General features: G+C 61.7%; 16 protein-coding genes. 12 read left to right on the top strand and 4 right to left on the bottom strand.

Annotated features, from left to right (window positions below):
* Positions 1-24 precede the first annotated feature (24 nt).
* The 12 genes from CFE47_RS01540 to CFE47_RS01485 all read left to right on the top strand — a co-directional run bounded on the left by CFE47_RS01540 (position 25) and on the right by CFE47_RS01485 (position 15,845).
* On the top strand, positions 25-873 hold the full coding sequence (locus CFE47_RS01540) for a response regulator transcription factor (RefSeq protein WP_286835181.1): 849 nt from the start codon (positions 25-27) through the stop codon (positions 871-873).
* Positions 874-961: 88 nt separating this feature from the next.
* Entirely contained in the window at positions 962-1,243 is a 282-nt protein-coding gene (locus tag CFE47_RS01535; protein WP_010210937.1) for a peptidylprolyl isomerase, read from the top strand.
* A gap of 130 nt (positions 1,244-1,373) precedes the next feature.
* Positions 1,374-3,233 carry an extracellular solute-binding protein gene (locus tag CFE47_RS01530; RefSeq protein ID WP_185705477.1) on the top strand — a complete coding sequence of 620 codons (1,860 nt, stop codon included), beginning with the start codon at positions 1,374-1,376 and terminating at the stop codon, positions 3,231-3,233.
* Positions 3,233-4,294, top strand: coding sequence for a microcin C ABC transporter permease YejB (locus CFE47_RS01525; RefSeq protein WP_286835180.1), 1,062 nt, complete (start codon positions 3,233-3,235; stop codon positions 4,292-4,294). The genes CFE47_RS01530 and CFE47_RS01525 overlap by 1 nt, the downstream gene beginning before the upstream one ends.
* On the top strand, positions 4,294-5,316 hold the full coding sequence (locus CFE47_RS01520; protein ID WP_185705473.1) for an ABC transporter permease: 1,023 nt from the start codon (positions 4,294-4,296) through the stop codon (positions 5,314-5,316). Before CFE47_RS01525 ends, CFE47_RS01520 begins: the two co-directional genes overlap by 1 nt.
* 10 nt (positions 5,317-5,326) lie before the next feature.
* The gene (locus CFE47_RS01515) at positions 5,327-6,907 is read left to right on the top strand and encodes an ABC transporter ATP-binding protein (protein WP_185712141.1); all 1,581 of its coding nucleotides are present in this window, start codon (positions 5,327-5,329) and stop codon (positions 6,905-6,907) included.
* The gene (locus CFE47_RS01510; protein WP_286835179.1) at positions 6,904-8,295 is read left to right on the top strand and encodes a sigma-54 interaction domain-containing protein; all 1,392 of its coding nucleotides are present in this window, start codon (positions 6,904-6,906) and stop codon (positions 8,293-8,295) included. The genes CFE47_RS01515 and CFE47_RS01510 overlap by 4 nt, the downstream gene beginning before the upstream one ends.
* 298 nt (positions 8,296-8,593) lie before the next feature.
* Complete coding sequence (locus CFE47_RS01505) at positions 8,594-9,985, top strand: GntP family permease (protein WP_185705467.1); 1,392 nt, start codon at positions 8,594-8,596, stop codon at positions 9,983-9,985.
* A 7-nt stretch (positions 9,986-9,992) separates the two neighbouring features.
* The gene (locus CFE47_RS01500; RefSeq protein ID WP_185705465.1) at positions 9,993-10,766 is read left to right on the top strand and encodes a 3-hydroxybutyrate dehydrogenase; all 774 of its coding nucleotides are present in this window, start codon (positions 9,993-9,995) and stop codon (positions 10,764-10,766) included.
* A gap of 169 nt (positions 10,767-10,935) precedes the next feature.
* Complete coding sequence (locus CFE47_RS01495) at positions 10,936-12,888, top strand: acetoacetate--CoA ligase (RefSeq protein WP_286835178.1); 1,953 nt, start codon at positions 10,936-10,938, stop codon at positions 12,886-12,888.
* A 142-nt stretch (positions 12,889-13,030) separates the two neighbouring features.
* Complete coding sequence (locus CFE47_RS01490) at positions 13,031-15,526, top strand: PAS domain-containing hybrid sensor histidine kinase/response regulator (RefSeq protein WP_286835177.1); 2,496 nt, start codon at positions 13,031-13,033, stop codon at positions 15,524-15,526.
* Between the two features lie 43 nt (positions 15,527-15,569).
* A complete protein-coding gene (locus CFE47_RS01485) occupies positions 15,570-15,845 on the top strand; it encodes a peptidylprolyl isomerase (protein ID WP_034098324.1) in 276 nt (91 codons plus the stop codon).
* A 111-nt stretch (positions 15,846-15,956) separates the two neighbouring features.
* Here the strand turns inward: CFE47_RS01485 and CFE47_RS01480 are convergent, their stop codons facing one another.
* The 4 genes from CFE47_RS01480 to CFE47_RS01465 form a co-directional block, all read right to left on the bottom strand.
* Positions 15,957-16,862, bottom strand: a complete 906-nt coding sequence (locus CFE47_RS01480; RefSeq protein ID WP_286835176.1) for a sugar kinase — start codon at positions 16,860-16,862, stop codon at positions 15,957-15,959.
* A gap of 117 nt (positions 16,863-16,979) precedes the next feature.
* On the bottom strand, positions 16,980-18,188 hold the full coding sequence (locus CFE47_RS01475; protein ID WP_286835175.1) for an amino acid deaminase: 1,209 nt from the start codon (positions 18,186-18,188) through the stop codon (positions 16,980-16,982).
* Between the two features lie 9 nt (positions 18,189-18,197).
* Complete coding sequence (locus CFE47_RS01470) at positions 18,198-18,962, bottom strand: IclR family transcriptional regulator (RefSeq protein WP_185705455.1); 765 nt, start codon at positions 18,960-18,962, stop codon at positions 18,198-18,200.
* A gap of 166 nt (positions 18,963-19,128) precedes the next feature.
* The gene (locus tag CFE47_RS01465) at positions 19,129-19,518 is read right to left on the bottom strand and encodes a RidA family protein (RefSeq protein WP_005788829.1); all 390 of its coding nucleotides are present in this window, start codon (positions 19,516-19,518) and stop codon (positions 19,129-19,131) included.
* Positions 19,519-19,532: the final 14 nt, after the last annotated feature.

The following is a 19,532-nucleotide window of genomic DNA, read 5'->3' as shown; positions in this document are numbered from 1 at the left end:
GGGCCGGCGGGTAGACTGGCGGTCATGACCACTGCCCGCCCCTCCCCAACCCTCGACGCACTTGAAGCCTGGCACCAAGCCCTGGCCCAGGCGTTTATCCATGTGGACGAGACGTCGTTTCTCGAACACCTGGCCAGTGCGCTCTGCACGCTTACCCCCATCGAATCGATGATGATCAGCCTGGAGCGCCAGGGCCAACCGCCGCACCTGCTGTACCAGCAAGGCATTCCCCGCGCTTATCAGGATGAAATCATCCACCGCTACTTTTCTCGGGGTTATCTGCTGGACCCGTTCTGCCTGGCGGTGGACAAGGGCCTGGCCGAGGGTTTCTACCACCTGGCACAGATCGCCCCGGACGACTTCTTCAACAGCGAGTACTACAAGACCTACTACCTGCGCAGTGGCGGCGCCCAGGAGAGTTACTACATCGTCGACCTGTGCCCCCAGAGCAAGATCTCGCTGTGCATGTTCCAGGGCTTGAGCGCCGGGCAGTTCAGCGCTGAACAACTGGCATTGCAGAAATCCACCCAGGCCATGGTGCGTGCCTTGCTACGTCGATTCGGCACCACCGGCGGCCTGGCCAAGGTAATCAGTGACGAGGCGTTTACCCAGACCCAGGCTCATCAACAGATCGAAGCCGCGTTCATGGGCTTTGGCAGCGGCGTGCTCACCGTGCGAGAGCGCGAAATCGCGCATTTGATCCTGCGGGGCCATTCGGTAAAGTCCACCGCGCAAGTGCTGGGCATTTCGCCAGAAACCGTGCGCATGCACCGCAAGAACCTCTACACCAAGCTGGCGATCAACTCCCAGGCCGAGCTGTTCGCGCTGTTCATCGAATGGCTGACCCGCAGCGGCGCCATGGCCCGGGCTTGATCCACTCATGCAATCCACGGGAACTTTGCCAGGAAATAACCGCCTGAATCCGGTAGGCTCACCCTTTTCACTCAAGGAGTTATTCCCCATGGCCAAAGCCACCGCCCGTCACATCCTCGTTTCCACTGAAGACAAGTGCAACGAACTAAAGGCCCAAATCGAAGGCGGCGCCGATTTCGCAGAAATCGCCAAAGCCAACTCCAGCTGCCCATCCAGCCGCGACGGCGGCAACCTGGGTTCGTTCGGTCCAGGCCAAATGGTTAAAGAATTCGACACCGTCGTATTCAGCGCCCCGGTCAACACCGTACAAGGCCCGGTAAAAACCCAGTTCGGCTACCACCTGCTGGAAGTCACCAGCCGCCAGGACTGATCCCGTCTGCGCTGATGCTGTAAACAACGGCCCGCCTTTTGGTGGGCCGTTGTGCATGTGATGACTGGCGACGCGCAAGCCTATAGCGTACAAATCCCTATTCTTATACACGCGGCGTTCAAGGCTGATAATGCGACTGGCTTTTTCTACCCTGTTTAGCTCCACCCTGGCCCTGCTGCTGGCCAGCACTGCCGTGATCGCGGCGCCCCAACCGTACCTGACGGTGTACGGCGAACCGGCCAAGTACCCCGCCGGCTTCAGCCATTTCGACTACGCCAACCCCAATGCCCCCAAGGGAGGCACCCTCAAGCGCTCGGCCATTGAGATCGGACGTTTTGACCATGTGCTGCCGTACATCGACAAAGGCATCGGCGTGTCCCAGGTCGACGGCTGGCTTTATTCGCCCCTGGCCCAACGCTCCCTGGATGAGCCGTATACGGTCTACGGCCTGGTCGCCGAGAAGATGGAGCGCGCCGACGACGGTCTGTCGTTGCGGTTCTACCTCAACCCCAAGGCGCGTTTCGCCGACGGTACGCCCATTACCGCCGAAGACGTGCGCTACAGCTTCGACCTGTTGATGACCCAAGGCCGGCTAGGCTTTCGCACGCTGTTCGCCGACGTCAAGCACGTCGAAGTCGAAGGCGAGCGCCAGGTCCGCTTCGATTTCTCCAGCAATGAAAACCGCACCCTGCCCCTCGACCTCGCCACCCTGCCCGTCCTCCCCGAGCACTGGTGGAAAACTCGTGATTTCGCCAACGGCGGTGGGTACGAAATCCCACTGGGCAGCGGCCCGTACAAAATCAGCAAGATCGACTCCGGCAACACCATCACCTTTACCCGCGACCCTGACTGGTGGGGTAAGGACTTGCCCGTCAGCCGCGGCCTGTACAACTTCAACCACTTGAGCCTGGAGTATTTCGGCGATACCGAAGTAGCGCGCCAGGTACTGCGGGGTGGCGCGTTCGATTTCAACCGCGAGTTTTCTGCCACCGGTTACTCCATCGGCTACAACGGCCCGGCCCTCGACGATGGCCGCCTGCAACGCGACCACTTGGCCAAGGAGATGCCGCAACCGGCCCAGGGCTATGTGTTCAACGTACAAAAGCCGATGTTCAAGGACCGCCGCGTGCGCGAAGCGCTGGCGATGCTGTGGGACTTCGAATGGGCCAATCGGCAGATGATGCGCACGATGTACATCCGCCAGCAGAGTTTTTTCTCCAACAGCCCGCTGGCCGCCAGCCAACTCCCGACCAAGGAAGAACTGGCGATTCTTGAACCGTTGCGCGGGCAAGTGCCCGACGAGGTATTTACCCAGGTATTCAAAGCCCCGGTCACCGACGGCAGCGGCATGATCCGCGACAAACAACTGCAAGCCCTGGCCTTGCTGGAAGAGGCCGGCTGGACCCCCAAAGGTGACAAGCTGGTCAATGCCGAAGGCGAGCCGCTGGAGTTCACTTTCCTCAATGCCCAGGCCGGCATGGAACGCCTGTTGCTGCCGTACAAGCGCAACCTGGCGCAGATTGGTATCACCCTGAACATCCGCCGCATTGACCCTTCCCAGTACGTTAACCGGATGATGGCGCGCGATTACGACATGATCGTCATCGGCTTTCCCGTCACCACGTCGCCCGGGATGGAGCTTTACAACTACTTCGGTTCGGACGCTGCCTACGACCCTGGCGCCAACAATTACATGGTGCTCAAGGACCCGGCCGTCGACAGCCTGATCAAGGGCCTGGTCAAGGCCAATACCCAGGCGCAGATGCTGACCTACGCCCACGCCCTGGACCGGGTGCTGCAATGGAATTACCTGTGGATTCCCAATTACTACCCGCCGGGCACGTCCGCCGCTTGGTGGAACCGCTTCGGCCGGCCGGCCATCGAGGCGAAGAACGATGAAGCCCTGGAAACCTGGTGGGAAATCAGCCCTGTGCCGTTGACCAATGAACAGATGCAAGCTGAGCTGAAAAAACGCGGAGGGGCGCGCTGATGTTTGCCTATATCGTGCGGCGCCTGCTGCTGATCATCCCGACGCTGGTGATCATCCTGCTGGTGAATTTCGTGATTGTGCAGGCTGCGCCCGGCGGGCCGGTGGAGCAAGCCATCGCCCATCTGCAAGGCATCGGCGGCGGTAGCGTCGGCGGTGCTTCCGGTGACGGCATCAGCGGCGGCTCCCGCGCCAGCCGTGGCCTGGACCCCAAGCTGATCAAGGACATCGAAAAACAGTACGGCTTCGACAAGCCCGCGCCGGAACGCCTGTGGCTGATGCTCAAGAACTACGCCCACCTGGATTTCGGCAACAGCTTCTTTCGTGGCAAGAGCGTGATCGACCTGATCCTCGAAAAAATGCCCGTCACCATTTCCCTCGGGCTGTGGGCCACGCTGATTACCTACCTGGTCTCGATTCCCTTGGGGATTCGCAAGGCGGTGCGCCATGGCAGCAGCTTTGACGTATGGAGCAGCACCGCCATCGTGATCGGCTATGCGATGCCGGCGTTCCTGTTTGCGATGTTCCTGATCGTGGTGTTCGCTGGCGGCACATCGTTGAACTGGTTCCCCGTACGCGGGCTGGTGTCGGAAAACTTCGAAGAACTGAGCACCGTGGGCAAGATCGCCGATTACTTCTGGCACCTGGTCTTGCCGGTAACGTCGCTGGTAATTGGCGGATTCGCCACCTTGACCATCCTTACCAAGAACTCGTTCCTCAATGAAATCACCCGCCAATACGTAGTGACCGCACGCGCCAAAGGCCTGAGTGAACGACGGGTGCTGTACGGCCATGTGTTCCGCAATGCGATGCTACTGGTGATCTCCGGCATTCCCCAGGCGTTTATCGCCGTGTTCTTCGCTGGCTCCTTGCTGATCGAGGTGATCTTCTCCCTCGACGGCCTGGGTCGCATGAGCTACGAAGCCGCCCTCTCTCGGGATTACCCGGTGGTGTTCGGCTCGCTGTTTATCTTCACGTTGTTCGGCCTCTTGATAAAACTGATCGGTGACCTCTGCTACACCCTGGTGGACCCGCGTATCGACTTCGCCGCGAGGAACGCCTGATGCTCAATCTGTCTCCTGTCGCACGCCGACGTTTCGAGCGTTTCAAGAAAAACCGTCGTGGCTGGTGGTCGCTGTGGCTGTTTATCGGCCTGTTTATCCTGACCCTCGGCGGCGAGTTGATCGCCAACGACAAGCCCTTGGTGCTGAGCTTCAAGAACGAGCTGTATTTCCCGGTCTTCAAGCGCTACACCGAGCAACAGTTCGGCGGCCAGTTGCCCTTCCAGGCCGACTACCGCAGTGACTACGTGCAAAAGCTGATAAAGCAGGACGGAGGCTGGATGCTGTTCCCGCCGATCCCGTTCAGTGAAGACACGCCCAACTACGAACTGACCCGCCCGGCCCCCAGCCCGCCCTCGGCGGTGAACTGGCTGGGCACCGATGACCAATCGCGGGATGTATTGGCGCGGGTGATCTTTGGCGCACGGGTGTCGATCCTGTTTGCCCTGGCGCTCACCGCCATCAGCGCGGCCATCGGCATTGCGGCAGGTGCGTTGCAGGGCTACTACGGCGGTTGGGTCGACCTGATCGGCCAGCGTGTGCTGGAAGTGTGGTCGGGGCTACCGGTGCTGTACCTGCTGATTATCCTGTCAGGGTTTGTGGAGCCGAACTTCTGGTGGCTGCTGGGGATCATGGCGCTGTTCTCCTGGTTGGCACTGGTGGACGTGGTGCGCGCCGAGTTCCTGCGCGGGCGCAACCTGGAGTACGTCAAGGCCGCACGGGCCTTGGGCCTGGGGGACGCCAAGATCATCCGCCGGCACATCCTGCCCAATGCCATGACTGCCACCTTGAGCTACCTGCCGTTTATCCTGACCGGGGCGATCTCCACCTTGAGCGCCCTGGACTTCCTCGGCTTTGGCATGCCCGCCGGCAGTGCGTCGCTGGGCGAACTGATCGCCCAGGGCAAGCAGAACCTGCAAGCGCCGTGGCTGGGCCTGACGGCGTTTTTCACCTTGGCGCTGATCCTGTCGCTGCTGGTATTTATCGGCGAGGCGTTGCGTGATGCCTTCGACCCCCGTTCATGAGTGAATCCGTATGAGCGACAACCTGATCGAGATCCGCGACCTCAGCGTCGCCTTCAGCGGCCAGACCGTGGTGCGCAACCTGAGCCTGGACGTGCGCCCCGGCGAGTGCCTGGCGCTGGTGGGCGAGTCGGGCTCGGGCAAGTCGGTGACGGCCCATTCGATCCTGCAATTGCTGCCCGAGGCCGGCACGCAAACCACCGGCTCCGTGAAGTATCGCGGCCAGGAGCTGGTGGGCGCGTCGGCGGCCACCCTGCAAAAACTGCGTGGCAACCGCATCGCGATGATCTTCCAGGAGCCGATGACCTCCCTGAACCCCTTGCACAGCATCGAAAAGCAGATCGGCGAAACCCTGCTGCTGCACAAGGGCCTGGGTGGCAAGGCCGCCCAGGCGCGCATCCTGGAACTGCTGGAACTGGTGGGCATCCAGAAACCCCAGGAACGGCTCAAAGCCTACCCCCACCAACTCTCCGGCGGGCAACGCCAACGGGTGATGATCGCCATGGCCCTGGCTTGCGAGCCGGAATTGCTGATCGCCGATGAACCCACCACCGCGCTGGACGTAACGGTGCAGCGCAAGATCCTGCTGCTGCTCAAGTCCCTGCAACAACGTTTGGGCATGTCATTGCTGCTGATCAGCCACGACCTCAACCTGGTGCGCAGCATTGCCCAGCGTGTGTGCGTGATGCGCGCTGGCGAGATCGTCGAGCAGGCCGATTGCCAAACGCTGTTCACGGCACCGCAACACCCTTACAGCCGCCTGTTGCTGGACGCGGAGCCGGCGGGCGATGCCCTGTGCAGCGATGCGCGCGAAACGGTATTGCAGGTGGATAACCTGACCGTGCAATTCCCGCTCAGCGGCGGCTTGTTCCGGCGCAAAACCTATCTGCGTGCCGTGGACGGCATCAGCCTCAGCGTGCAGCGCGGCAAGACCCTGGGCATTGTCGGCGAGTCTGGCTCGGGCAAGTCCACCCTGGGCCAGGCGATCCTGCGTTTGCTGGACTCCACCGGCAGCATTCGCTTCCAGGGCGAAGCCCTCGACCCGCTGAACAATCAGCAGATGCGCCCGTGGCGCAAGCAGATGCAGGTGGTGTTCCAGGACCCTTACGGCAGCCTCAGCCCGCGCATGTCCGTGCAGCAGATCATCAGCGAAGGCTTGGAAGTGCACGCCCCATGCAGCCTGGCCGACCGCGATGCGCAGGTGATCCAGGTGCTCAAGGACGTGGGCCTCGACCCCGAGAGCCGTCACCGTTACCCCCATGAGTTTTCCGGCGGCCAGCGCCAACGCATCGCCATCGCGCGCGCCTTGGTACTCAAGCCCGCGCTGATGCTGCTGGATGAGCCCACCTCGGCCCTCGACCGCACCGTGCAGAAACAAGTGGTGGCGCTGCTGCGTGAGCTGCAAGAGAAATACGGCCTGACCTACCTGTTTATCAGCCACGACCTGGCAGTGGTGCGCGCGATGGCGCATGACATGATCGTGATCAAGGATGGCAAGGTGGTCGAGGCCGGAGCGAGCCATCAGGTGTTCGACGCACCGCAGCACCCCTACACCCAGGAACTGCTGGCAGCCGCATGCGGGTTGTCGACATGAATACCCGCCTCACGGACTACCAACAGGTTCGCGGCCTGGCCATCCAGTCGCTGTTCGAGATCATCGAGCAGTCCAGCGAAGGCACGGTGATTGTCGACCGCGACGCGAATATCGTGTGGATGAACGAGCGCTACGCCAAGCGCTTCGGCCTCAAAAGCGCCGATGAAGCCATCGGCCAACCCTGCGAGCAGGTGATTTCCAACAGCCTGCTGCGCCAGGTAGTGCGCAACGACCAGCCGATTCTGCTGGATATCCAGGACACGCCCAAGGGCCCGTTGGTGGTGATGCGCCTGCCGATCCACGACGATGCTGGCGCAGTGATCGGCGCGATTGGGTTTGCGCTGTTTGATGAGCTGCGCAACCTGTCGCCATTGATCGAACGTTACTTGAGCATGCAGCAGGAGCTGGCCTCCACTCGCTCGCTGCTGCGCTCTCGCCAGAGCAAGTACAACTTCGCGCATTTTATCGGCACCAGCGCTGCCAGCCTTGAGGTGAAACGCCGTGCACGACGCAGTGCCAGCGCCGAATCACCGGTGCTGCTGCTGGGTGAAACCGGCACCGGCAAGGAGTTGCTGGCCCAGGCAATTCACGGCGCCTCACCTCGCGCGCACAAGGCGTTTGTCAGCATCAACAGTGCAGCCATTCCGGGCGACCTGCTGGAAGCCGAGTTCTTCGGCACCGCGCCGGGCGCGTTTACCGGTGCCGACCGCAAAGGGCGTCCCGGCAAGTTCCAGATTGCCCAAGGCGGTACGCTGTTCCTCGATGAAATCGGCGACATGCCCCTGCCACTGCAAAGCAAGCTGCTGCGGGTGTTGCAGGAAAAGGAATTTGAACCGGTGGGTTCCAACGAGATGCTGCACAGCGATGTGCGGGTGATCGCGGCCACGTCCATGGACCTGGAGGCGGCGATCAAACGTGGCGAGTTCCGTGCCGACCTGTATTACCGCTTGAATGTGCTGCCAATCCAGGTGCCGCCATTGCGTGAGCGCCTGGAAGATATTCCGGCGTTGAGCGAGGCGATTCTGGAGGAACTGCGCAGCCAACACGAACTGGACCGTGAAGCCCTGGCGCTGCTGGCACAACACGCCTGGCCAGGGAATATCCGCGAGCTGCGTAACGTGCTGGAGCGGGCGGCGTTGTTGAGTGATGACCTGGTGTTGAATGCGCAGGAAGTTCGCGCGGCGATTGGGACGTTTACCCCCGTAGAACGCAGTGCCGTGGCGTCGGTAGCCGGTGAAAGCTTCAGCGCGGCGCGGGAGCGGTTTGATCGGCAGATCATTGCGGCGGCGTTGAATGAATGCGAGGGGAATGTGGTGGAGGCGGCCAAGCGGCTGGGGCTGGGGCGGTCGACGTTGTATAAGAAGATGGTGGCGTTGGGCATCACTTAATCTCTATATAGAGACACAATTCTCAAATTCAAGACAGCCCTATGTGGGAGCTGGCTTGCCTGCGATAGCGGTCTGTCTGCTGGCCAATATTCAAGCTGATCCACCGCTATCGCAGGCAAGCCAGTTCCCACAGTTGATCCTCTCCAGTCTCCGAATTGAGACACCTTTCAAAATATTCACTCAAAATAAATAAATTATCCTTATGTTTCATATAGTTAACATCTTGGCACACATCTAGCTATAGCCCCTTCCCACCGCAACACCCCACAAAAATAACAATTCGATCTGGAGACACTCCATGAGTGTAATCATCGCCCTGGCAGCCCTCGCGCTGCTGATGCTGGCTGCCTACCGTGGCTATAGCGTTATCCTGTTTGCCCCCATTGCCGCCCTCGGTGCTGTCCTGCTCACCGACCCGTCCGCCGTTGCGCCCGCCTTTACCGGGGTGTTCATGGAGAAGATGGTAGGCTTCATCAAACTGTATTTCCCGGTGTTCCTGCTCGGTGCGGTGTTCGGCAAGCTGATTGAGCTGTCGGGTTTCTCGCGCTCCATCGTTGCCGCTGCGATCCGCCTGCTCGGCACGCGTCAGGCGATGCTGGTGATCGTGCTGGTCTGCGCGCTGCTCACCTACGGCGGCGTGTCGTTGTTTGTGGTGGTGTTTGCGGTGTACCCGTTTGCAGCGGAGATGTTCCGCCAGAGCAATATCCCCAAGCGCCTGATCCCGGCGACCATCGCCCTCGGTGCGTTCTCGTTCACCATGGACGCCCTGCCCGGCACACCGCAGATCCAGAACATCATCCCCAGCACCTTCTTCAACACCACCGCCTGGGCCGCGCCCTGGCTGGGCCTGATCGGCACGATCTTCGTGTTCTGCACCGGCATGCTGTACCTGGCCCGCCAGCGCAACAAAGCGCAGCGCGCCGGCGAAGGCTATGGCACGGAGCTTCGCAACGAACCCGAAACCGCCGACAACCTGGCACTGCCCAACCCATGGATCGCGCTGTCGCCGCTGATTCTGGTGGGTGTGATGAACCTGTTGTTCACCCACTGGATTCCGCAGTGGTATGGCAAGACCCACAGCCTTGCCTTGCCAGGCATGAGCGCACCAGTAACCACCGAAATCGCCAAGCTCACGGCGATCTGGGCGGTGCAGGCGGCGTTGCTGGTAGGCATTGTCATGGTGCTGGTGTTCGGCTGGTCGGCGATCAAAAGCAAACTCGCCGAAGGCAGCAAAAGCGCGGTAAGCGGTGCGTTGCTGGCGGCGATGAACACCGCGTCGGAATACGGCTTTGGTGCGGTGATCGCCTCACTGCCGGGCTTTCTGGTGCTGGCGGATTGGCTCAAGGGCATCCCCAACCCGCTGGTCAACGAAGCGATTACCGTGACCCTGCTGGCCGGTATCACCGGCTCCGCGTCGGGCGGCATGAGCATTGCCCTGGCGGCCATGTCCGAAAGCTTTATTTCGGCGGCCCATGCGGCCAATATTCCCCTTGAAGTGCTGCACCGCGTCGCGGCCATGGCCAGTGGCGGCATGGACACCCTGCCCCACAACGGCGCGGTGATCACGCTGCTGGCAGTGACGGGGTTGACGCACCGCGAAGCCTACAAGGACATTTTCGGCATCACGATCATCAAGACCCTCGCGGTGTTCGTGGTGATCGGTACTTTCTACGCCACCGGCATTGTGTGAGGTTTGTATGACGACATTGAACGGCAAGACGGCCCTGGTTACCGGCTCTACCAGCGGCATCGGTTTGGGCATTGCGTTGAGCCTGGCTGAGGCTGGCGCGAACCTGATCCTCAACGGCTTCGGTGATGCCAGCGCGGTGATCGCCCAGGTGCAGGCATTCGGCGGCAAGGTCGGCCATCACCCGGCCGACGTCAGCGACCCGGCGCAGATCGCCGACATGATCGCCTACGCCGAGCGTGAGTTCGGCGGCGTGGACATCCTGGTGAACAACGCCGGTATCCAACATGTGGCGGCGGTGGAAGACTTTCCGGCGGAGCGCTGGGATTCGATCATCGCGATCAACCTGTCGTCGGTGTTCCACAGCACACGCCTCAGCTTGCCGGGCATGAAAGCCAAGGGCTGGGGGCGTATCGTCAATATTGCCTCGGTACATGGCCAGGTCGGTTCGGTGGGCAAGGCGGCGTATGTCGCGGCCAAGCACGGTGTGATCGGATTGACCAAGGTCGTAGGCCTGGAGACGGCCACCAGCAACGTGACGTGCAACGCGATCTGCCCAGGCTGGGTGTTGACGCCACTGGTGCAGAAGCAGATTGATGATCGAGCGGCCAATGGCGTGGATCCGCAGCAGGCGCAGCATGATTTGCTGGCGGAAAAGCAGCCGTCGCTGGAGTTCGTGACGCCGCCGCAGTTGGGTGAGTTGGTGTTGTTCCTGTGCAGCGAGGCTGGCAGCCAGGTGCGCGGTGCCGCGTGGAACATTGATGGCGGCTGGCTGGCCCAATAAACGCAAACCTCGACAACAATGAAGATCTAAAGGTGGGAGCGGGCTTGCTCGCGAATGCGCCGTATCAGCCAGCACAACTGGGCCTGGCCCGACGCATTCGCGAGCAAGCCCGCTCCCACATTGGACCTGTGTTGCCCGGCAGACCCAAACAAGAACTCGAGATCTCGCAATGTCCGACATCCTCTGGCAGCCCTCCCTGGAACGCATCGCCAATACGCGCATGGACCAGTTCCGCCGCTACATCAACGAACGCTACAGTCTGCAACTCGCCGACTACCCCGCCCTGCACCAGTGGAGCATCGACCAGCGCCCCGACTTCTGGCAGGCCATCGTCGCGTTCTTCGACGTGCAGTTTCGCACCCCACCCAGCGCCGTGCTGATCGAAGACGCCGAGATGCCCAGCGCCCAATGGTTTCCCGGCGCCACCCTGAATTTTGCCGAACACTTGCTGCGTCGCCGCGACGATCACGCGGCAGTGGTTGCCATCAGCGAAGACGGCCAGCGCGAACAATTGACCTACGCCGAACTCGCCCAGCACGTCGCCGGTTTACAACGCAGCCTGCGGGCCGCCGGTGTAACCCGGGGCGACCGCGTTGCCGCCTGCATGCCCAACACCTGGCAAACCCTGGTAGGCATGCTCGCCACCACCAGCCTCGGCGCGATCTGGTCGTGCTCATCCCCCGACTTTGGCACCCAAGGCGTGATCGACCGCTTCGGCCAGATCGAGCCCAAGGTGCTGATCACCTGTGCCGGTTACCGTTACGCAGGCAAGGAAATTGACCAAACCGCCAAGCTCAATGAAATCCTCGAACGCCTGCCGTCCCTGGAACAGTTGATCATTGTGCCGTATGCCAAACCCCAGGCACGCGTCGAGGACTACTACACCCACGCCAACGCCGCGCTGTGGAGCGACTTCTACCACCCCGGCGGCGAGCCGGAATTCGTTGCGGTGCCCTTCGACCACCCGCTGTACATCCTCTACTCCAGCGGCACCACCGGCGTGCCCAAGTGCATCATTCACGGCACCGGCGGCGTGCTGCTCACGCACCTGAAAGAACATGGCCTGCATGCCGACCTGGGCCGCGACGACTGCCTGTTCTACTACACCACCTGCGGCTGGATGATGTGGAACTGGCTGGTCTCGGTACTGGCCATCGGGGCGACGGCAGTGCTGTATGACGGGTCGCCATTTCATCCGGGGCCGGAGCGCCTGATCGACCTGATCGACGCGGAAAAAATCAGCGTGTTCGGTACCAGCCCCAAGTTCCTCGCCACCCTGGAAAAAGCCGGGCTGCAACCGCGCCTGAGCCACGACCTGGGCAGCCTCAAAGGGCTGATTTCCACCGGATCGCCGCTGTCGCCCCAGAGTTATGACTACGTTTATCGCGAGATCAAAGGCGAGCTGTGCCTGTCCTCCATGTCCGGCGGCACCGATATCGTTTCCTGCTTTGTGATCGGCAACCCGGTGCTGCCGGTACGGCGCGGCGAGATGCAGTGCAAGAGCCTGGCGATGGCCATCGAAGTGTGGGACGACAAGGGCCAGCCCCTGGTTGGCGAAAAAGGCGAGTTGGTCTGCACGCGGCATTTCCCGGCCATGCCCATCGGCCTGTGGAACGACCCAGATCAGAAGAAACTGCGCGCCTCGTATTTCAGCCAATTTCCCGGCGTATGGGCCCAAGGCGATTACGCCGAGCAGCGGCCAAACGGCAGCCTGTTGATTCATGGGCGCTCCGACGCCGTACTCAACCCCGGCGGCGTGCGTATCGGTACGGCAGAAATCTATCGCCAGGTAGAAAAAGTGCCGCAAGTCCTGGAAAGCCTGGCCATCGGCCAACGCTGGCAGGATGACGTGCGGGTGGTGCTGTTCGTGCGTCTCAACGATGGCGTCGCACTGGATGAGGCGCTGGAGCAGCAAATTCGCCAAGTGATCCGCGCCAACACCACACCGCGCCATGTGCCGGCAAAGATCCTCGCTGTCACCGATATCCCCCGCACCATCAGCGGCAAGATCGTCGAATTGGCGGTGCGTAACGTGGTGCATGGCGAGCCCGTAAAGAACACCGATGCCCTGGCGAACCCGCAGGCGCTGGAGGAGTTTCGCGACCGTCCCGAACTGGCCTGAAGATGAAAGGTTTCAGCCCTGACGTACTCATTTGAAGACAAAACGCCAATGCATGCTATTTTTCGGGGGTAGTCAGCCGCTCCCGAGTCACGGGATAATCGGCGTTTGTCATATTTCAAAGCGTTACGCTCAGGGCTTTTTCATGAATGGAACATCCACCGTCAGCGAAGCCGCCGCATTGATTGCGCGGCTGGACTGGGCACAAAGCCCGCTCGGTGAGGCCAACGATTGGCCGCAAAGCCTGCGCACTGCCGTGGATATCGTCATCCACTCGCCGATGCCGATGCTGCTGCTGTGGGGCAACGAGCTCACCCAACTCTACAACGACGGCTTTGCGCAACTGGCGGGCAACAAGCACCCCGAGGCCTTGGGCCAGCCTGCGCACCAGACCTGGCCGGAATTACAGAGCTTTACCGCGCCGATCTACGACGCCGTGCTCGCCGGCCAAGTGCGCACTTTCACCGAACAGCGCTTTGTGCTGCAGCGCAATAATCGCGACACAGAAATCTGGCTGGACCTGACCTACAGCCCAATCCGTGATGAAAGCGGCAGTGTGGCCGGGATCCTGGTCACCGCCATCGAAACCAACGAACGTCGCAAAGCCCGGCACAACACCGAGCAACGCCTGCAGCTTGCACTGGCGGCAACGGACGCAGTCGGCACCTGGGATTGGGATATCGGCGAAGACCGCTTTATCGCCGACGCCCACTTCGCCTACCTGCACGGCGTCGACCCCAGCGAGGCCGGCCTGCTGCCCATCAGCGACTACCTGCAAGGCGTGCACCCCGAAGACCGTGGCATGGTGGCGCGCAGCATCAAGCACTGCATCACCTTCGGCACCGAATACGCCGAGGAATACCGCCTGTTGCAAGCCGACGGCACGCTGCGCTGGGTATTTGCCCGGGGGCGCTGCTACAAGGATCACCACGGCCGCCCGGCCCGTTTCCTCGGCGCGGCGCTGGACCTCACCGAACGCAAACACACCGAACAAGCCCTGCGCCAAAGCCAGACCGAGCTGCAACTGATCATCAACGCCATGCCGGTGCTGATCGGTTATGTCGACCACGAGCAGCGTTTTCGTCTGAACAACAGCGCGTACCTGGAGTGGTACGGCATGACGCCCCAGGAGCTGTACGGCAAGACCATCCGCGAAGTCCTCGGCGACGAGGTTTACGCCGGGCGCGTAGACAAAATCACGGCGGCGCTCAGGGGCAAGGCCTGCAGTTTCATGACCGTCACCCCACACTGCGATGGACGCCCACGCCACGCGCTGATGAAGTACCTGCCACGCTTCAGCAATGAAGGTTCGGTGAATGGGTTCTACATCTTTGTGATCGACGAAACCGAGCGCAAGCTCACCGAAGAAGCCCTGCGTCACCTCAACGAAAACCTTGAAGAACGCGTGGCCCAGCGCACCCAGGCACTGGCCGAAGCCAACCAGCGCCTGCAAAACGAGATGTTCGAACGCGAGCGCGCCGAAGACGCCCTGCGCCATGCGCAGAAGATGGAAGCGGTGGGCCAACTCACCGGCGGCATCGCCCATGACTTCAACAACATGCTGACCGGCATCATCGGCAGCCTCGACCTGATGCAGCGGTATATTGCCGCCGGGCGCAGTGACGAGATTGGCCGTTTTACCGATGCGGCCGTGTCCTCCGCCCATCGCGCGGCCGCCCTCACCCACCGTTTGCTGGCGTTCTCGCGCCGGCAGTCGCTGGACCGCCGCCCGCTGGATCCGAACCAGTTGGTGATGTCCCTGGAAGACCTGTTTCGCCGCACCAAGGGCGCGCATATCGCCCTCAAGCTGCAACTGGGCCACGATATCTGGCCAGTCAATACCGACGCCAGCCAGCTGGAAAATGCCCTGCTCAACCTGGTGATCAACGCGCGCGACGCCATGCCCGACGGCGGCGAGCTGCGCATCGAAACCGCCAACAGCTACCTCGACGGCACGGACATCACCACGCTGGAGCCGGTAAAGGCCGGCGACTACGTGATGCTCGGCGTGTGCGACAACGGCACCGGCATGGCGCCGAAGATCCTGGCGAAAGCCTTCGACCCGTTTTTCACCACCAAACCCATCGGCCAAGGCACTGGGTTGGGCCTGTCGATGATCTACGGCTTTGCCCAGCAGTCCGGCGGCCACGTGACCATTCACAGCGAACCGGGCCAGGGCACTTGCGTGCGCCTGTACCTGCCGCGCCTGTATGGCACCGCGCTGGAAAGCAGCCTGCCGCAGCATCTGGGCGAAGCGCCATTGGCACTGGCCGGAGAAGCCGTCGTGGTGGTCGAAGATGACCCTGCCGTGCGCATGCTCGTGGTCAATGTGCTCGACGAACTGGGCTATACCGCGCACCAGGCCGCCGATGCGCGTACCGCACTGCCGTTGCTGGAATCGGATTTACGCGTGGACTTGCTGGTAACCGACGTGGGCCTGCCGGGCATGAATGGCCGGCAACTGGCGGAAATCGCCCGCCAGCATCGCCCAGGCCTCAAGGTGTTGTTCATGACCGGCTACGCGGAAAAAGCCGCCGAACGCCAGGGTTTCCTCGAAGACGGCATGGACATGGTGGCCAAACCGTTTTCCATCGACCTGTTGGCCACGAAAATCCGCAGCATGATCAACGTCGACGAATGAGTTCAGGCATAATCGCGCGCCGTCGCACACCTGGTAGAGATCAATGAAAGCCCAAGCCCGTCACATCCTGGTGAAAACCAGTGAAGAAGCCGAACAGCTCAAGCAGCGCATCGCCAAGGGTGAAGCCTTTGATGTGCTGGCCAAGAAATACTCCACCTGCCCGTCGGGCAAGCGCGGTGGGGACTTGGGTGAGATTCGGCCGGGGCAGATGGTGGGCGCGATTGATGCGGTGATCTTCAAGAAGCCGCTGCGGGTGGTGCATGGGCCGATCAAGAGCAAGTTTGGGTATCACTTGGTGCAGGTGTTCTACCGCGACTGAGTCTTTTGGCTCGAGACCGCTATCGCAGGCAAGCCAGCTCCCACATTTGATGTGGTGTACACCGTTAAATGTGGGAGCCGGGCTTGCCCGCGATCCGCCGAAGGCGGCCATTCACCGAGGAATCAAAGCCCCCGGCACCTGAATGACCCGACTCGCCAACCCATGCCCCGCCACCGCAGCCTGCTCAGGCGATCCCCCCTTGAGCCGACTGGCCAGATACGCCGCACTGAACGAATCCCCCGCCGCCGTCGTATCCACCACCTTCTCGACCTTCACTGCCGGCACTGAAAAGCGCTCACCCGCAGAACGAATCAAACAGGCATCCGCGCCACGCTTGAGCACCACTTCCTCAATCGCCGGGTACGCCGCAAACACCTGCTCGCTGTCGGCATAACCGAACAACGCCAACTCGTCATCCTCGGTCAGCAAGGCTATGTCCACCTGCGCCAATACCGTGTGATACGCCGCGCGCGCGACCTCGACGCTGGCCCACAGACGTGGCCGATAGTTGTTGTCGAACACCACCTTGGCGCCACGCCGGCGAGTTTCGACGAGGGCTTGCAGCAAGCGCTCACGCCCCACTTCCCCCAACACGGCGAGGGTGATGCCACTGAAATACACCACGTCGTAATCCGGCAACGCGGCCAGGATCGGTTCGGCGGCGGGCATGGTGAAGCAGTCACGCACGGCCGCTTCGTTGCGCCAGTAGAGGAATTTACGTTCGCCCTTGGCATCGGTCTGGATGCAGTACAAACCCGGCAACCGCCCGGGCAGGCGCTGGACCAAGCCGAGGCCGAGGCCTTCGTCAGTCCATTGCTGGCACATGGCGTCGCTGAAGCTGTCGTCGCCCAGCGCTGTCACGTAGTCGACGCTGCCGATATCGCCCAGCTCGCGACGCAGGTACACCGCCGTGTTCAAGGTGTCGCCGCCGAAGCTCTGGTGCAGGCTGCCGTCGGCGCGGTGTTGCAGTTCGATCATGCATTCGCCGATGAGGGCGATGCGGGGTTGGGTAGTCATGGCTAGCATCTCGGGTGTTCTTTAGGGCCCCATCGCAGGCAAGCCAGCTCCCACAGTTGAAGGTATTCACAATTCAAACTGTGGGAGCTGGCTTGCCTGCGATGGCCACGACGCGGTCTAGAAGCAGGTATGCAGACTCTCGATCACCTGCAACTGCTCATCCACCAAACACCCCACCTGCCACTTGTCGAAGGTCAGGCAAGGGTGCGAAGTACCGAACGAAATGATGTCGCCAATATGCAACTCAACCCCCGGTGCGATGGTCATGAACGCATGCTGGTCCATTACCGCCGTGACCTTGCACGCGCCAACGTCATCGCCCTCTGCCGGCAAGATACCGGCTTTGTAGCGCTTGAGCGGCACTGGCAACCCGGCGTCGTAGGCCACGTCGCGCTTGCCCAGCGCGATCACGGCAAAGCCCGGTTCCGGCAGCGATTGCACATGAGCCCAGACTTCCAACGCCGGGCGCAGGCCTTCGCTCAGGTCGCTGCGGCGGTCGAGTACACAGCATTGCGCTTCTTTGTAGATACCGTGGTCATGGGCCACGTAGCTGCCCGGACGCAGCACGCTGAGGAAGCGGCCAGCGGCGTTTTGCTCCTCGAAAGACTCGGCGATCAGGTCGTACCAGGCCGAACCCGATGCGGTGACGATGGGCTTGGGCAGGTCAAAAGAGCCATTGTTTTGCAGGTCGACCGCCAGGCGCACCAGGCTGGCGGCGAAATCGCGGATACCACTGATGGCGTGCTCGCCGTGGATCACGCCTTCGTACCCTTCGATGCCGGTAAGGGCCAGGGCTGGCTGGGCCTTGATTGCCTTGGCCAGCTCGCGCACTTCCTGCTCGCTGCGGCAGCCACAACGCCCGCCAACAACGCCGTACTCGATCATCACGTTGAGGCGCAGGCCACGGGCAGCGAAGAACAGGCCCAGGTCGGCAACGTTGTCCGGGTGATCGACCATGCAGTGGAAATCAAAATCCTTGTCGGCCAGCAGGTCGGCAATCAACGCCATGTTCGGCGCGCCCACCAGTTGGTTGGCCATCAGTACGCGACGCACGCCACCGGCATAGGCTGCGCGGGTCTGCACGGCGTTGGCCAGGGTGATGCCCCAGGCGCCGGCGGCGATTTGGCGCTGAAACAGCGCCGGCATCATGCTGGTCTTGCCATGGGGCGCCAGTTCGGCGCCGCTGTTGCTGACGAAGTCCTGCATCCAGCGAATGTTGTGTTCCAGGGCGTCCCGGTGCAGCACCAGGGCCGGCAGGCTGACGTCGCGGACCAGGTGGGCACCGACGGCGGCGGCACCCTTTTCAACGGCATTGATGGCAGACATGAAATGCTCCTATTCGTTGATGCGACGGGCCAGGTTGTTGGCGCTTTCGATCAACACCCGGCGATAGTCGTTGTAGTGTTTGATGGCATCGGCCCGAGGGGCGACGATGCACAACGTCGCAATGCTGATGCCTTGCCCGTCCCGCACCGGGGCGGCAAAGCAATGGGTAAAGGTGTCGGCCACGCTGTCGAAGGAAAAGAAGCCATCGAGGGTGGCCTGACGGATTTGCGCCAGGAAGGTGTCCAGCGGCAAACGCTGGCCGTCCGGCAGGATGAAGTCGTCGTGGTCGATCAGGTCGATGATTTGCTGATCGCTCAAGTGCCCCAGCAGCAAGCGCCCGGAGGCGGTCCAGGGGATCGGCGCGTTTTCACCGATGTCCGAGGAAATACGGAAATGCCGCTCGCCTTCGCGCATCAGCGCCACCGTGTATTTGCGCCCATTGAGCAGGCACATCTGTGCGGTTTCGTGGGTCTGGCTGACGATCTCCTGCAAGGCGTGGTCGGCCTCACGGGTCAGGTCGAAATGGCGCAAATGCGCTTGTCCGAGAAAATACAGTTGGCGGCCAAGGTAGACGTGACCATCCTTGCCCACGGTTTCCAGGATGCGTCGTTCCAGCAGGGACGCGACCAATTCGTAGACAGTGGACTTGGGGCTGCCGATGCCGCTGGCAATATCATTCGGGCGCAAGGGCTGGCCGATTTCCTTGAGAAAATCGAGGATATCGAACGCACGGTCCAGTCCTTTGGCGCGGCGCTTGATGGTGTCTTCGGTCATGGCAGTGTGGATCCGGTCAAAGGTATGTGCGGCACGGTGATCCCCTGTGGGAACGGGCTTGCCCGTGATTGCGGTGGGTCATTGGTGGATGGGCCGACTGACACTCCGTCATCGCGGGCAGGCCCGCTCCCACAAGGAATTTTCTGTGGTTTCCAAGCTAGGGCATTTAGCCTTTTTTCTTGTAGGCCACGCAATCAATCTCCACCTTGCAATCCACCATCATGTTGGCTTGAACACAGGCGCGTGCCGGGGCGTGTTCCGGGGTGAAGTATTCGCCGAACACCTTGTTGAAACTCCAGAAGTCTCGCGGGTCTTCCAGCCAAACGCCCACGCGCACCACGTCTTTCAACTCGTAGCCGGCCTCTTCGAGGATCGCGACCACGTTGCGCATGGTCTGGCGGGTTTGCTCGACGATGCCACCGCTGATGATTTCACCGTCCACCGCTGGCACCTGGCCCGAGACGTAGAGCCAGCCGTCCGCTTCCACCGCACGGGCGAAAGGACGAGGCTGGCCGCCGCCGGCGGTGCTGCCGGTGCCGTAACGAGTAATGCTCATAAAATGTGCTCCTG

This window comes from Pseudomonas sp. PGPPP1, assembly GCF_002255865.1.
Classification (GTDB): domain Bacteria; phylum Pseudomonadota; class Gammaproteobacteria; order Pseudomonadales; family Pseudomonadaceae; genus Aquipseudomonas; species Aquipseudomonas cremoris.
Note: the sequence above shows the minus strand (reverse complement) of the source record. Positions and strands in the feature narration are given on the sequence as shown.